Here is a 14,603-nt window from a genome sequence, read left to right on the forward strand (position 1 = left end):
AGAGGGCGGGTCATGGCGCCGTAAAGTTTGCCACGTCGAAGATTACGAGACCGCGGGGACGATGATGCCGGATATCGCGCCACTGGAAGCGGGAGAGCCGCGCCAGCTCGGGCCGTTCCGCGTTGTCGGGCGGGTCGGCGAGGGCGGGCAGGGCGTCGTCTACCTCGGGATCAACGCCGCGGGGGAGCGGGCGGCGATCAAGTTGCTGCACGTGAAGTTCTCCGGCGACGCCATCGCGAGATCCCGGTTCGCCAGGGAGGCGAGGGCGGCCCAGCGGGTCGCCTCGTTCTGCACGGCGGGCGTGATGGACGCCGACCTCGAAGGCGACACCCCCTACATCGCGAGCGAGTACATCGAGGGCAGGTCGCTGCGCGAGGTCGTGGAGACCGACGGCCCCCTCAGGGGCGCCCCGCTGCAGCGGCTGGCGATCGGCACGGCCACCGCGCTCACCGCGATCCACCACGCCGCGATCGTGCACCGCGACTTCAAGCCCGACAACGTGCTCATCGCCGCCGACGGCCCGAGGGTCGTCGACTTCGGGATCGCCCGCATCCTCGACTCCACCGGAACGATCACCAGCCGGGCCATCGGCACCCCCGCCTACATGGCGCCCGAGCAGATCTCCGGCGCCGAGGTCGGGCCGCACACCGACGTCTTCGCCTGGGGGGCGACCATCGCGTTCGCCGCGACCGGCGAGACCGTCTTCGCGGGCGGCTCGATCGCGGTGGTGCTCAACCGCATCCTCAACCACGAGATCGACCTCGGCATGCTGCCGGAGCCGCTGCGCGGCGTGGTCGGTTCGGCGCTGGCCAAGTCGCCCGCCATGCGACCTTCGGCCGACCAGCTCCTGCTCCGGCTGCTCGGCCATCCCGAGACGGCGAACGCCTCGCCCGCGATCCTCACCCAGGGCGCCCAGGTCGCCGTCCCCAAGTCCTCCCGCGACGAGCCTCGGCCTCGTACCCAGGACGGTGACCGAAGCGGTGACCAGGGCCGTTCCCATGGGCAGGGCCTTTCCGACGGGCAGGGCCGTGAGCGGGGGTATGCCCGCGACGTCGGCGGTCAGGGCCGTGACGACGACGCCACCAGTCCCATGCGGACTCCGAACCCCAGGACGGGCGGTCTCCCGAACGACCCGCCTCTCCCGTCCACGGGGTTCCAGGTCCGGCATCCCGCCCACGACCGGCGTACCCACCCCGGCCACGGCGATCAGAGCGGAGGGACTCACCCGGGGCAGGGAAGCCGGACCGGGGCCGGCCAGGACGAGCGCCGCGCACCCACCGACCACGGCGGGCCCTCACACGTCCCCACATCCTCGGAGTACCCGTCCCTCCCGGACCACCGCGCTCCCGAGTCGTATCCCCCGGAGTATCCGTCCTTCCCCGGCCACCGGGCTCCCGAGTCGTATCCTTCGGAGCGGCGCCTCCCGGACCACCGCCCGCAGGAGCACCGCTCCTCGGGCCGTCACGACCATCCGGCTTCTCCCGACCACCGGGACCGCCCGCCGTCTCCCGACCACTGGGACCGGTCCCCGTCTCCGGGGTCTCCCGGGTACGTGGGGTACGCCGGGGAGGTGCCGCCGCCCAGCTGGCAGGCGGCCACGATCCCCGACGGGACACCGAAGACGCAGAAGACGCCGCGCCGCCCGCGTGGGAGGCGCTGGATCGCCGCCGCGGTGGCCGTGCTGCTGCTCGCCGCCGGGGCGGTCGCCGCCTACCAGTGGTGGCCGAGGCCCGTCGACAAGGGCGGGCCGAAAGAACCGGTCCCGACGGCGTTCACCTCTGTGGCGGACAAGGCCGCCAAGACCGGCAAACTCGTCATCGGCCTGCGCGACTCCCTGCCCGGCATCGCGCTGAAGAACCAGGGCAGGTGGAGCGGCTTCGAGGTCGACCTCGCCCTTGAGATCGCCAAGGCGCTGGGGGTGCCGGAGAGCGGTGTCACCTTCCGGGCCACCGCCCGTCCCGACCGGCCGAAACTGCTGGCGAACGGTGACGTCGACCTCGTCCTGGCCACGTACTCGATCAACGACACCGACGACGTCACCTTCGCGGGGCCGTACTACCTCGCCCACGTCGACGCGCTCGTCAAGGACGGTTCGCCGATCGTGACCGTGAAGGGCCTGGAGGGCAGCCGGATGTGCCAGCCCGCCTTCAGCGCGGCCGTGGCGGTCCTGCAGGGGGCGGTGGAGCGGCTCACGCTGGTTCCCGTGGAGACCTACTCCGACTGCGTCAACAAGCTGGCCGCCGGCGAGGTCGACGCGATCCCCGGCGACGACCTGCTGCTCGCCGGTTTCGGCAACCGGGAGAGCATCCACTACAAGCTGCTCGGCCTGAAGCTCACCGACGAGCGCTACGCGGTGGCGCTCAAGAGGGGCGACGTGCGCACCTGCGAGGCAGTCAGGGGGGCGATCGCCGACCTCTACCGGAGCGGCGCGGTCCGTAAGCTGCTCGACAAGCACTTCTCCAAGGTCGAGTTCTCTGAGCGGGAGAACAACCTCCCCACCATGGCCCCCTGCTCCTGACGCGCCGTCACACGACCTTGCCGGGGGAACCGGACCCGGAGGGAGCCGGTCACCCGGTCGTGACATTCGGCCGACGTCCGGAGACGGGCCGGCGGTCCACCGGTGGGCACCGGCGTCCATCGGCGTCCATCGGCGGATGGACGTAGGAGGTGCTCTCACCCGCGGTCGGCGGGGCGTTCGTCGCACCGGTCCCGCCACCCGGAGGGCCGATCAAGGCACTCGCCGGACGGTCGTCCACGGTGGACGGGTAGCATCCGAGCGTCACAATTCATCCTTCGAGTGGGGGAAGGTCATGGCCCAGACTCCCGTAAAGGTCACCGTCACCGGCGCCGCCGGTCAGATCGGCTACGCGCTGCTTTTCCGCATCGCCTCGGGCCAGTTGCTGGGCGCGGACGTCCCGGTCAAGCTGAGCCTCCTGGAGATCCCGCAGGCCGTGAAGGCCGCGGAGGGCACCGCGATGGAGCTCGACGACTGCGCGTTCCCGCTGCTGAGCGGCATCGAGGTCACCGACGACCCGAACGTGGCGTTCAGCGGCGCCAACATCGCGCTGCTGGTCGGGGCCCGTCCCCGCAGCAAGGGCATGGAGCGCGGTGACCTCCTCCAGGCCAACGGCGGCATCTTCGGCCCGCAGGGTAAGGCGATCAACGACAACGCGGCGGACGACATCCGCGTGCTGGTGGTCGGCAACCCGGCCAACACCAACGCGCTCATCGCCCAGCAGCACGCCCCGGACGTCCCGGCCGAGCGCTTCAGCGCGATGATGCGTCTCGACCACAACCGCGCGATCTCCCAGCTCGCCGCCAAGCTCCAGGTCCCGGTCTCCGAGATCAAGAAGATGACCGTCTGGGGCAACCACTCCGCCACTCAGTACCCCGACCTCTTCCACACCGAGGTCGGCGGCAAGATCGCCGCTGAGCTGGTCGACGACGCCTGGCTGCGTGACACCTTCATCCCCACCGTCGCCAAGCGCGGCGCCGCGATCATCGAGGCCCGGGGCGCGTCCTCGGCCGCCTCCGCCGCCAACGCGGCGATCGACCACGTCTTCGACTGGGTCAACGGCACCGACTGGACCTCGGCGGCGATCCCCTCCGACGGCTCGTACGGCGTTCCCGAGGGGCTCATCTCGTCCTTCCCCGTCGCCTCGCGCGACGGCAAGTGGGAGATCGTCCAGGGGCTGGAGATCGACGCCTTCTCGCGCGAGCGCATCGACGCCACGGTGCGCGAGCTGGAGGAGGAGCGTTCCGCGGTGCGCGAGCTCGGTCTGGTCTGAGCGGCCACGCGGCCAGGCGGTTTTCGATCCGAGCACCTGCACGTTCTCCGGTCCGAGCCCGTCACGCGCTCTTCGACCTGAGCCGCCCCGCGAACGGGGCCCCGGCATGCCGGGGCCCCGTTCGCGTTCCCGGCCCTTTCTCCGCGCGGCGTCGGGAGGCTCCTCCGCACCTTCGCGGCGCGGACGGCGAGGGGAGAAAGCGGCGTGTCGATCGTCGCGGAGCGGCGTGACCCGGCGTTCAATGATCACTTGTGGCCGGGGGATCGGTGTTCAGGGAGTACGCCGCGGTGAGGGTCGTCGCCGGGGTGATCTGTCTCGCGCTCGTCGCGACACCTCGGGGAGCGTTCGCCTCGCCAGGGGACGACACCTGGGGGGCCGCCGACCTGTCGGTTCGGCTCACGGCCTCCCCGAAGCGCGCGCAGCCGGGGCAGCCGATCACCTACCGGGCCGAGGTGCGCAACGACGGGCCGGGGGACGCGGTGCTTCCGCTGCTGACCGTCCGGCTGCCGGAAGAGGTGGCGGTGATCGGCGTGAACGTCGCCGAGTGCCGTCCCGGCGCGGTGGCAGGGGAGGTGGTCTGCCCCTCGGTGAAGGATGTCATGGCAGGTCAGGCCGGTGGGGTGACGATCACGGGGCTGGTGAGGTCCGGCGCGAGGGGGCCGCTGAGGGCGAGCGCGACGATCTCCTCCGAGGTCGTGGACGAGGACGAGACGGACAATGTCTCCGAGACGCTGACCGAGGTGGACGAGGGTACGGATCTGGCGGTCCGGTTGTCGCGGGTGGCGCGTACGACGCGGGCGGGCCGCCTGGTGACCGTGGCCGCGGTGGTGCGCAACCGGGGACCGCGGCGCGTCCACGACGCGGGGGTCCTCTTCGACACCGGCGGGGCGCGCCTCATGTCGGCGAGGGGGGCGCGCTGCGACTCCCTCCCCGCCTATGTCGGGTGCAGGCTTCGTACGGTCGGCGCGGGCAGGCGGGTGAGCTTCACGCTCGCCTTCGTGGCCCGCGCGCACGCGCCCAGGGCCGAGGCGACCGTCTACTCTCTTCGGCTGGGCGACCGCCGTCCCGCCAACAACACGGCTCGCCTCCGCTTGAGGTAGGCGTGGCCGCCCGGCCGCACGTTCCCATGGACGGCGGCAGGCGGCGGCAGACGAGGGCAGACGACGGCAGACGAGGGCAGACGAGGGCGCTGTGTCAGCCGCGCAGGGCGGCCCAGGCGTCGGCGACGACGTCGCGGATCGACGGGTGCTCGGGCTTCCAGCCGAGCTCACGCTGGATCTTGGCGGACGAGGCGACCAGCACGGCCGGGTCGCCGGCGCGGCGCTCGCGCACGACCGCGGGGATCTCGTGGCCGGTGACCTCACGGCAGACCGACAGCACCTCCTGCACGGAGAAGCCCGTCCCGCTGCCCAGGTTGTAGATCTTGTGCTCGCCCGCCGAGCAGGCGTCCAGTGCCAGCAGGTGGGCTTCGGCGAGGTCGGCCACGTGGATGTAGTCGCGCACGCATGTGCCGTCGGGAGTGGGGTAATCCGTGCCGAACACGCTGACCGACTCGCGACCGCCGAGTGCGACGGCGAGGACGTTGGGGATCAGGTGGGTCTCCACGGTGTGACGCTCGCGGTAGACGCCGCCGTCCGCGGCGGTGTAGGCGCCGCCCACGTTGAAGTAGCGCAGGCTCACCGCGGCCAGGCCGTACAGTCCGGCGAACGCGCTCAGCGCGGTGTCGACCGCGAGCTTGGACGCGCCGTAGGGGTTGGTCGGCCGGGTCGGGTCGGTCTCCTCGATCGGGGAGCGCTCCGGCTCGCCGTACGTCGCGGCGGTGGAGGAGAAGACGATCCGTCCCACTCCCGCGCTCCGCATGGCGTCGAGCAGGGCGAGGGTGCCGCCGAGGTTGTGCGCCCAGTAGAGGTCCGGCCGTTCCACCGACTCGCCGACGAGGGACTTCGCCGCGAAGTGGAGCACGCCGTCCATGCCGGTCAGCAGGCCGGCGGCCTCGGTGATCGACCCTTCGACGAAACGGGCGCCCGGTGGCACCGCGTCGGCGTGGCCGGTGGAGAGGTCGTCCAGCACGGTGACCTCGTGGCCCGCCTCGACGAGTCGCGCCGCCACGACGCCGCCGATGTATCCGGCGCCTCCGGTGACGAGCAGCTTCACGGGGCCTCCTGTTTGATGATGTTTGTACTTGTTTACTTTTGTAAGTCTATTGCCAGCATATGCTGGCACATCAAATATCGACCACCGCCGGAACGGGCGACCGCCATGACGGAGACGATCTCGTGAACAGCGTCCTGGCGAACATCGCCTTGGTCATGCTCTTCGTACTGATCGGGGGATTCTTCGCCGCGGCCGAGATGGCCATGGTCTCCCTCAGGGAGAGCCAGGTCAGGCGGCTCGACGCCCAGGGCCGCAGGGGGGCGAGGGCGGCGAAGCTCGCTCGCGACCCCAACCGCTTCCTGTCCGCCGTGCAGATCGGCGTCACCGTGGCGACCATGCTCTCGGCCGCCTTCGGCGCCGACACCCTCGCCCAGGACCTCATCCCCGTGGTGACCGGCTGGGGGACGCCCGAGGCCGTGGCGGCCCCGCTCTCCCTGGTGCTGGTGACGCTGGCGATCTCGTACGCCTCGCTCGTCCTCGGCGAGCTGGTCCCCAAGCGCATCGCCCGGCAGCGGGCCGAGGGGATCTCCCTGCTGGTCGCGCCGTTCCTCGACCGGATGGCCCTGCTGTCGCGGCCGATCATCTGGACGCTGTCCAAGTCCACCGACGGGGTCGTCAAGCTGCTCGGCGGCGACCCCCGTGCCGACCGCGAGGAGATCTCCACCGAGGAGTTGCGCGACATGGTGGTGGGGCACCACGAACTCACCGCCGACGAGCGCCACCTGATCGGGGAGGTCTTCGCGGCGGGCAAGCGGCAGCTACGCGAGGTGATGCTGCCGCGCACCGAGGTGGAGTTCATGTCCGTCGACACGCGGCTGGCCGAGGCGGCGGTCCTGGCCGCGGCCATGCCGCACTCCCGCTTTCCCGTCTATCGCGACTCCTACGATGACATCGTGGGCTTCGTCCACATCCGCGACCTGCTCGACCCGGTGCTGACCGGGTCCATCGAGCCGATCAGCGAGCTGGTGCCGATCCGCCCGGTCAAGCTGGTCCCCACCAGCAAGCGGCTGATGGCGACGCTGTCGGAGATGCGCAAGGAGGGGCACCACCTGGCGATCGTGGTCGACGAGTACGGCGGAACGGCGGGCATCGTCACCCTGGAGGACCTCGTCGAGGAGCTGATCGGCGACATCCGCGACGAGCACGACGTGGCGGACGAGCACGTCGCACTGCCCGCGGGAGAGGTCGAGCTCGACGGTCTGGCCAACCTCGACGAGGTGGCGGCCGAGACCGGGATCCGCCTGCCCGACGGTCCGTACGAGACCCTCGGCGGGTTCGTCATGGGAGCGCTCGGACACCTTCCCGCGCTGGGGGATCGGGTGGAGATCCCGGGGTTCGACCTCACGGTCACCGACATGGACGGCCGCAGGGTCTCCCGGGTCAGGATCAAGCGGAGCGCGCCGCGCCAGGAGGTGCCGCCCGCCTCCGAGGGCTGAGCCTCGCGAACCAAGCACTCCCGACAGCTGACAGAATTGGCTGCTATGGCCAGTCCTCGTGTCCTGTCGGGAATCCAGCCGACCGCAGACTCCTTCCACCTGGGAAACTACCTCGGTGCCATCAGGCAGTACGTCGCCATGCAGGAGGGGTACGACGCGTTCTACTGCGTCGTCGACCTGCACGCGATCACCGTGGACTACCAGCCGGAGGTGCTGCGCAGGCGCTCCAGGGTCGCCGCGGCCCAGCTCTTCGCCGCGGGTCTCGACCCCGAGCGCTCCACGGTCTTCGTGCAGAGCCACGTCCGCGAGCACACCGAGCTGGCCTGGGTGCTGATCTGCCTCACCGGGATGGGCGAGGCCGGGCGGATGACCCAGTTCAAGGACAAGGCGGCGAAGGCCGGTGAGAGCTCGGCCAGTGTCGGGCTGTTCACCTACCCGATCCTGCAGGCGGCCGACATCCTGCTCTACCAGGCCAACCAGGTGCCGGTCGGCGCCGACCAGAAGCAGCACCTGGAGCTCACCCGCGACCTCGCGCAGCGCTTCAACCACCGCTTCGGCGAGACCTTCACGCTGCCGGACCCGCACATCGTCAAGGGGGTCGAGAAGATCACCGACCTCCAGGAGCCCACGGCGAAGATGTCGAAGTCCTCCTCCTCGCCCACCGGGATCCTGGACCTGCTGGAGCAGCCGGGGCCGCTCCGCAAGAAGATCATGCGTGCGGTGACCGACACCGGCTCCGAGGTCCTCGCCGACGACGAGAACAAGCCCGGCGTCACCAACCTGCTGCGCATCCAGTCCGCGCTGAGCGGCGTCCCGATCCCCGAGCTGGAGGCGCGCTACGCCGGGCAGGGGTACGGCACGTTCAAGAAGGACGTGGCCGAGGTGGTGATCGACACCTTCACCCCGATCCGCGAGCGCACCGAGAAGCTGCTCGCCAACGAGGCGGAGCTCGACCGGATGCTCGCCGTCGGGGCGACCAGGGCCCGCGCGGTGGCCGCCGAGACCATGGCCAAGGTGCGTGACCGGGTGGGCTTCCTGCCCACTTCATGATCTTCCGTCGCGGTCCGGGCGGTGTTCTCAGCCGGACCGCGACGCCTCCACACGGCCCTGACGACCTTCCTTCGTACGGGTTCGGGCGACCTCCCGCCCGCTGCGTGATCTCTCGTGTACGCACGGCTGTTTTTTCGCCGCCGTTCACGATCGGGACGGCGGTGATTGGGTAGGGGGCGCACGTGACAAGCGTGCTGGAACGTATCCAATCGGCCCGTGAGCGGTTCGGGAGGGCGTTTGGTGCGGCCCGGATCAGGTGGCGATGGCTGGATCATCTGGTCAGGACCTTCCAGCGCTACCAGATCCAGTCCGGTGACCGGCTCGCCGGAGCGGTCAGCTACTTCGCCTTCCTGTCGTTCTTCCCGATCATCGCGCTCGCCTTCGCGGTCTTCGGCTATTTCCTCTCCGTCAGGCCCGACGCCATCGTGACCCTGCAGACGGCGATCAACCAGTATCTGCCGGGCCTCGCCGACAAGCTGCCGATCCAGCAGATCGCCGAGTCCCGGACCAGTGCCGGGATCATCGGCCTGCTCGGGCTCCTCTACGCCGGACTCGGCGCGATCGACGCGCTGCGCGGCGCGTTGCGCGAGATCTTCATGACGACCGAGGCGCCGCTCAACTTCGTCCTGGCCAAGCTGAGGGATCTGGCCGCGCTCCTGCTCATCGGCACCACGCTGGTGTTGTCGGTGCTGATCGGGGGGTTCGCCACCCAGGCGAGCGGGGTCGTGGCCGGGTGGCTCGGTCTGGCGGGTTCGCCGGTGGCCACCGTCACGATCTGGCTGGCGGGATTGACGGTGAGCGTGCTCACCGACGTCGTGGTCTTCCTGGTCATCCTGCGCTGGCTGGGCCGCTCCAGGCAGCCGCTGCGGGTGCTGCTGCGCGGCGCGCTGTTCGGCGCGGTCGGTTTCGCCCTGCTCAAGCAACTCGCCGTGCTCATCCTTTCCGGCACCCTGAACAATCCCGTCTACGGGGTGTTCGCCGTGGTCGTCGGCCTGCTGGTCTGGCTCAACCTCTCGGCTCGGGTGATCATGTACGCCGCCGCCTGGACCGCCACCGCGTCCCTCGGCCCCCCGCCCGATCCCACCCCGGTCCCGACGACCGCCCTCCGCGCCTGATCCCCCGCAATCCCGCGAGCTCCGCCGCTCGCTATATCTTGTTCCCCGATATATGTTGTCAGGCATGACTCCGAGAGTGATGACGGAGCCGGCGTTTCTCATCCTCACCGCGCTGGTCGCCGAGCCGTGTCACGGCTACGGCATCGTGCGGGAGGTCGAGGAACTGTCCGGCGGGCGGGTTCGGCTCAAGGTCGGCACGCTTTACGGCGTGCTCGACCGGCTCGCGGGCGACGGGCTGGTGGCCCTCGACCGCGAGGAGGTCCAGCAGGGACGGCTGCGCCGTTACTACCGGATCACCGACTCCGGTTCACGGACGCTGGAGGCAGAGGCCGTCCGGCTCGCGGAGAACGCGAGGACCGCCGTCGACCGTCTCCGCGCCCGGCAGGGCCGCCCCTCCGTCGCGGGAGGCCCCGCGTGAGAGAGAGCGAGGACGCCCACGTGAAAGAGGGCGAGGGCGCCCAGGTGAGGGGGAGCGGGGACGCCTACGCGAAAGAGGGCGAGGACGCCCGCGTGAGGGAGGGCGGGGACGACGGTGCGCCGACGAGCCTGCTGGAAAGGCGCTACCGCCACTGGCTGCGCCTGCTGCCCGCCTCCTACCGCGCCGAGCGCGAGGAGGAGATGGTCTCGGTGTTCCTGGAGGGCTCGCCCGGCGTCTCCGACGCCGACGGGCCCCGGCCGCGCTGGTCGGAGATCGCCAGTATCGCCGTGCTCGCGGTCCGGGTCCGCCTCGGCGGAGCGGGTGGCGCGGAGCCCAGATTCCTCGCGTGGGGCGAGACGGTCCGCCTGACGGCCCTGCTGGGACTGGGCCTCCAGGCGTTCCTCGGCACCCTGACCGCCGTGGTCGCCCTGCGTGCGTACGGGATGATCGGCACGGCCGAGCCCCTGCTCGCACAGGCGGCGGGTCCGGCGGGGTCGCCTGAGCGGCTCGCGAACATCCTGGGGGTTCTCACCGGCCCCCTGTGGTTCGCCCCGTTCGCGGCGCTCCTCCTCGGTCACCCCCGCGCGGCCAGAACGCCGGCGCTTGTCGCGCTCGCGGCGGGGCTGCCGATTCTGGTCCAGACGTCCCTGAACGGCTTCCCCGGGCTCGCGCTCGCCGGCCTTCTGGCCCCCCTGGTCACCGTGACGGCCCTGTGGGCCGGTTTCCAGCGGGACTCGCGCCCCGCGCGGCGGTCACCGTGGCTTCTGCTCCCTCCGCTCGCCGCCGGTGTCGCCGTCGCCGCGCTGTACGAGGTGATCGCGTCTCCCGCCGCGACCGTCGCCTGGGTATGGCCGTGGCTGGACGAGCTCGGCCTCAGAAGCGCGTTCGTCCTGGGGGCCGGCGTCGCGTACGTCTGCGTGCACGCGTACGCACCCGCGCGGCGCACCCCGTCGTGGCCGCTGGCTCTCGCGATCCTGGCGCTGCCGACGCTGTGTGCTCGCCTGGTCGGGCTGAGCCACCACTTCGGCTTCGCCGACGGGATAAGCCGGACCATCACCCTCGGCATGGTCGGCCAGGCGGTGCTGCTCCTCGCCCTCGTCGTCGGGGGTGTCGTCCTGGGGATGAGGATCCTTCCGGCGGCACCGGCCAGGAGCGGCCGGGGGCCGGTCGAGGGGTGAAGGGCCGCCCTTCGCGGCGGGGCCGTGCGTGCCGCCTCGGGTCGCTCCGGGGCGTACGCGTGTCCGGAGCGGATCTCTCCGAGGGGCGTGGTGTCGCACGCACCGCCCGGAGCGGACGTTCGCCGGAGTGGAGGCGCCGGCGCCGATTCCGATGCGCGGGATCGTGCGCGCCGCCCGGAGCGGGTCGCTCCGGGCGGCGCCGGCTCTCGTGCGGGCTCTCTTGAGGGCTCTCGTCAGCGTGCCCGGCGGGAGCGTCCGCGCAGGCCGTACGCCAGCCAGGTCAGGCCACCGAGCAGGACGGTGAGCAGGACGGCGCCGAGGGCGTAGTAGGTGGCGGGGACTCCCTCGTCGGCGGGTCTCGTGGCCGCGGCCGGGTCCTGCGCGGAGACCGGAGCGGGGAGTTCGGGGGCCGCGGCAGGGGGCGCCGAGGCGGCGGGCCCGGTGGGCAGCGGGGCGGGCTCGGGGACCGGGTCGACCAGTTGGCCGACCGGGACGACCTTGCCGCGGTTGGCGAATCCCCAGTCGAGCAGGTCGGCGACCTCCTCCCAGAAGTAGCCGTCATGCCGCATGATCGACACGATGACGGTGTGGCCGTCGCGCTTCGCCGCGCCGACGAAGCTGCCCAGGGCCTTGGAGGTCCAGCCGTTCTTGACGCCGATCATGCCCTTGTAGCGCCAGAGCAGCTTGTTGTGGTTGCCGATCTCGTAGTAGCCCTTGGGCGCCGGGAACTTGTCGGTCTTTGTGCTGATATATCGCCGAAAATCGGCGTTGGCCAGGCCGGCGCGGGCGATCAGTGCCAGGTCGTAGGCCGAACTGCTCTGGCCGGGCTTGTCCAGCCCGCTCGGGGTCTTGGCCACCGTGTCGAACGCCTGCAGGCGCTTGGCCTCGGCGTTCATGTCCGCCAGGGTCGTGGCGAGGCCGCCGTTGGCCTCGGCGAGGGCCATCGCGCAGTCGTTGCCCGAGACCAGCATCAGCGCCTTGAACAGGTCCTCGACGGTGTAGAGAGGCTTGGGGACCAGGCCGACCGCGCTGCCCTCCTCGTTCACCGCGCGCCTGCTCGGCGTGATCTTCAGCTTCTTGTCCAGCTTGGGGATGAGGGTGAGGGCGGTGAGCGCCTTCAGCGTGCTCGCGGGAAGGTAGCGCCCGTGGGCGTCCTTGGCGGCCAGCACCTCACCGGTCTCGGCGTCGGCGATCACGTACGACTTCGCGGCCGTCTTGGGAGGGGCCTTCACACCCGCCGGGAGGATGAGACCTCGCCCCCCGAGCCGGGAGCCGCCGACCGGCTCCCTCTCGTGGCGCGCGGCCACTGGAACGGCACCCGTGCGCAGGTCCGGCGAACCGGCCGCCGCGGGCGCGTCCGCGACCCGGGCCTGTGCGGGCGCGCCGAGGAGGGCGGTCGCCGCGAGCAGCACCCCGACGGGTGCGACATGTTTGATCCCCATGATGAGCTCAGGGTAGCTTCGTACCGGTTCGCATGGAGTTACAGGTGCCCTGACCAGCTGCGAACCACTCGGCGGAATACTGACACCATGCGAATAACGCGAAAGACAGCCGCTTTCCTGATCGGCCTTGCCGCTTTCATGATCTTCGAATGGATCACCCTTGGCTTCAACCTGGCGGATGGTCATCCGACGGCCTTCTACGTGGTCCACGGAATCCTGATCGCCGTCAACATCGTGCTGGCGATCGTGCTCGGTGCGATCGGCCTACGCGCTCTGGCGAAGCGTGACGAGCGTCCTTCCGTGTAGCTCGGCGGCCTCCTCGGCGGAGTCGCCGATGCTGGTGAACCCGAGCTTGCCGTACTTCGTGACCCCGCCCAGCATGTGCAGCACGTTCCCGGTGCGGCGCTCGCGGTCGAAGCCGAGGCCCTCGTCGTGGATCAGCTTGACCACCTCACCGGGCAGACGGCCCCGAAGGGAGGGCGAGGCGCAGTTGTCCGTCGCCACGTAGTGCTTCGGCCGGCCCGCGTGCACGAGCGTGTGGCTTTCCGGATCGTACGACGCGCCGGTGGTCAGGAGGGCGGCGCCGAACGGGTGGGTGGTGCCGCCGATGCGCAGGTTGATCTCGCACATCAGCGTCCGGTAGCCGCCGTCGGTCTTGACGGCGAAGAAGTCGATGCCGAACAGCCCCACCACCCCGCGGCCCGCGAGGATCCTGGCGATCCGCTCGGCGTACTCGCCCAGCTCGGCCCGGTACTCCTGCCGGGCGGGGAAGCAACAGCCCTGGTAGACGTCGCCGTTGGGGCCGCCGAGGACCTGCTCGTGGGTGGCGACCACGTCGTACGAGCCGCCGGGGGTGATCCGGGCCAGCGCGCTGGGGGAGCGCAGCGGCCGGTCCTCGATGAACTCCTCGATCACCGCTCCCCGCTCGGCGACCTTCTCGGCGAACGTCGTCCAGTTCTCGTCGGAGGCGGAGAAGCTCGTGGGGCAGGAGGCGAGTGGCCGGTCGTCCTTGGTCACGATGGCGTTGCCGAGCCCCGAGTAGCTGTTGTTGAGCTTGACCATGAGCCTGCTCGCGGGCTTCATCGCGCGGGCGGCGTGTTCCACCTCGGTCAGCGAGCGCAGGTCGCCGAAGCCCCTGACCAGCGGCACCCCTGCCTCGTCGCCGATCACGCGCCCGCCGCTCTTGGAACCCAGGTGGGCGAGGGAGGTGGCGGGGCCGTAGATCGGCAGGGAGAGGATCCCCGCGAGGCGCTCCTCGTACTCGCTCACCACGAACGGCACCATCCAGGCGGGTCTGTCGTTCCTGCCCGCGTCCGAGGGGACGTCGCCCTGCGGGGGGTCGCCGAGGGCGGCACGGATGCGCGCGATCACGTCCGGGCGGCGCAGCAGCGCCTCGGTGAGCGGATGCGTGTCAGGATCATCCAAACTGATCATCCGCAGGCGGGTACGGACCTCGTCGGGATCGTCGAGGAAGCCCAGGTAGTAGTCCACGACCGCGCTGTCCACCGGCGTCGAGGTCAGGTAGACGACCTCGACCTTCGGCTTCCTCAGGGTGAGGAGGAGAAACAGCAGCCGCTCCTCGTAGGAGAGGGCGCCGGTGATCCTGCGCAGCTCATCCTGGGGAAGCGACAGCGAGGGGAGGACCACCAGGGTGCCCTCGTCCGGTTCGAATATGCTCAAACGCGACTGCCTCTCCCCGAATGGGATGTTAGTGATCATGTGAGGAGTGAAACACGCATTCCTCCCGTTTGCATCACTCCGCCGGGTTCGATGACCGGCACCTGAGGTCACGTAAATTGCCAGGTCGGCGATGTTTGGGAATGGTCCGGTGGTGACGTCCCCCCGGTACCCGCCCTCCCCCGATACGACCATCGTCTCATAGTCAATTTGGGCTATCTTTCCTGGTCATCCCGGGTCGGAAGGTGTACGAGTGGGGCATGGGGTGCCAAAACATTTGGCCTGGATGTCGGCGAGCTGCTCGGGAGGAGGGATAAAGTCGTTGTCATCGCCAACGCGACGGCT

12 protein-coding genes are annotated in these 14,603 nt (G+C 70.5%); 9 read left to right on the top strand and 3 right to left on the bottom strand.

Annotated features, from left to right (window positions below):
* Positions 1–64 precede the first annotated feature (64 nt).
* The 3 genes from ACFY3V_RS16470 to ACFY3V_RS16480 all read left to right on the top strand — a co-directional run bounded on the left by ACFY3V_RS16470 (position 65) and on the right by ACFY3V_RS16480 (position 4,888).
* Positions 65–2,518 (top strand): protein kinase, encoded by a 2,454-nt coding sequence (locus tag ACFY3V_RS16470; RefSeq protein WP_389774001.1) that lies wholly within the window; start codon positions 65–67, stop codon positions 2,516–2,518.
* A gap of 292 nt (positions 2,519–2,810) precedes the next feature.
* Complete coding sequence (locus ACFY3V_RS16475) at positions 2,811–3,788, top strand: malate dehydrogenase (RefSeq protein WP_362896175.1); 978 nt, start codon at positions 2,811–2,813, stop codon at positions 3,786–3,788.
* Between the two features lie 251 nt (positions 3,789–4,039).
* Positions 4,040–4,888, top strand: a complete 849-nt coding sequence (locus ACFY3V_RS16480) for a hypothetical protein (protein ID WP_389774004.1) — start codon at positions 4,040–4,042, stop codon at positions 4,886–4,888.
* 94 nt (positions 4,889–4,982) lie between these two features.
* Here the strand turns inward: ACFY3V_RS16480 and galE are convergent, their stop codons facing one another.
* Complete coding sequence (gene galE / locus ACFY3V_RS16485) at positions 4,983–5,942, bottom strand: UDP-glucose 4-epimerase GalE (protein ID WP_350943445.1); 960 nt, start codon at positions 5,940–5,942, stop codon at positions 4,983–4,985.
* A gap of 122 nt (positions 5,943–6,064) precedes the next feature.
* Here galE and ACFY3V_RS16490 point away from each other — a divergent pair, with 122 nt between their 5' ends.
* The 5 genes from ACFY3V_RS16490 to ACFY3V_RS16510 all read left to right on the top strand — a co-directional run bounded on the left by ACFY3V_RS16490 (position 6,065) and on the right by ACFY3V_RS16510 (position 11,139).
* Positions 6,065–7,378 carry a hemolysin family protein gene (locus ACFY3V_RS16490; protein ID WP_362896181.1) on the top strand — a complete coding sequence of 438 codons (1,314 nt, stop codon included), beginning with the start codon at positions 6,065–6,067 and terminating at the stop codon, positions 7,376–7,378.
* 45 nt (positions 7,379–7,423) lie between these two features.
* Positions 7,424–8,428, top strand: coding sequence for a tryptophan--tRNA ligase (trpS, locus tag ACFY3V_RS16495; protein WP_362502675.1), 1,005 nt, complete (start codon positions 7,424–7,426; stop codon positions 8,426–8,428).
* 182 nt (positions 8,429–8,610) lie between these two features.
* Complete coding sequence (locus ACFY3V_RS16500; RefSeq protein WP_362896183.1) at positions 8,611–9,543, top strand: YihY/virulence factor BrkB family protein; 933 nt, start codon at positions 8,611–8,613, stop codon at positions 9,541–9,543.
* A gap of 64 nt (positions 9,544–9,607) precedes the next feature.
* On the top strand, positions 9,608–9,961 hold the full coding sequence (locus tag ACFY3V_RS16505; protein ID WP_362896185.1) for a PadR family transcriptional regulator: 354 nt from the start codon (positions 9,608–9,610) through the stop codon (positions 9,959–9,961).
* Positions 9,958–11,139 (top strand): hypothetical protein, encoded by a 1,182-nt coding sequence (locus tag ACFY3V_RS16510; protein WP_389774010.1) that lies wholly within the window; start codon positions 9,958–9,960, stop codon positions 11,137–11,139. The genes ACFY3V_RS16505 and ACFY3V_RS16510 overlap by 4 nt, the downstream gene beginning before the upstream one ends.
* A 233-nt stretch (positions 11,140–11,372) precedes the next feature.
* Here ACFY3V_RS16510 and ACFY3V_RS16515 read toward each other — a convergent pair whose 3' ends face one another.
* Positions 11,373–12,581: a D-alanyl-D-alanine carboxypeptidase gene (locus tag ACFY3V_RS16515; protein ID WP_362896189.1), complete on the bottom strand. Its 1,209-nt coding sequence runs from the start codon at positions 12,579–12,581 to the stop codon at positions 11,373–11,375.
* 87 nt (positions 12,582–12,668) lie between these two features.
* Here ACFY3V_RS16515 and ACFY3V_RS16520 point away from each other — a divergent pair, with 87 nt between their 5' ends.
* Entirely contained in the window at positions 12,669–12,887 is a 219-nt protein-coding gene (locus ACFY3V_RS16520) for an SCO4848 family membrane protein (protein WP_350943452.1), read from the top strand.
* On the opposite strand, the gene ACFY3V_RS16525 is transcribed toward ACFY3V_RS16520, so the two are convergent.
* The gene (locus ACFY3V_RS16525; RefSeq protein WP_389774014.1) at positions 12,846–14,261 is read right to left on the bottom strand and encodes a peptide ligase PGM1-related protein; all 1,416 of its coding nucleotides are present in this window, start codon (positions 14,259–14,261) and stop codon (positions 12,846–12,848) included. The genes ACFY3V_RS16520 and ACFY3V_RS16525 overlap by 42 nt on opposite strands.
* Positions 14,262–14,603 lie beyond the last annotated feature (342 nt).

The sequence above is a fragment of the Streptosporangium sp. NPDC000095 genome (assembly GCF_042899335.1).
GTDB lineage: Bacteria > Actinomycetota > Actinomycetes > Streptosporangiales > Streptosporangiaceae > Streptosporangium.

Excerpts from the sequence above, each read along its gene's own strand:
- ACFY3V_RS16520 (WP_350943452.1), top strand. The coding sequence starts at position 12,669 with ATGCGAATAACGCGAAAGACAGCCGCTTTCCTGATCGGCCTTGCCGCT.
- ACFY3V_RS16515 (WP_362896189.1), bottom strand. The coding sequence starts at position 12,581 with ATGGGGATCAAACATGTCGCACCCGTCGGGGTGCTGCTCGCGGCGACC.
- ACFY3V_RS16505 (WP_362896185.1), top strand. The coding sequence starts at position 9,608 with ATGACTCCGAGAGTGATGACGGAGCCGGCGTTTCTCATCCTCACCGCG.
- ACFY3V_RS16475 (WP_362896175.1), top strand. The coding sequence starts at position 2,811 with ATGGCCCAGACTCCCGTAAAGGTCACCGTCACCGGCGCCGCCGGTCAG.
- ACFY3V_RS16470 (WP_389774001.1), top strand. The coding sequence starts at position 65 with ATGCCGGATATCGCGCCACTGGAAGCGGGAGAGCCGCGCCAGCTCGGG.
- trpS (WP_362502675.1), top strand. The coding sequence starts at position 7,424 with ATGGCCAGTCCTCGTGTCCTGTCGGGAATCCAGCCGACCGCAGACTCC.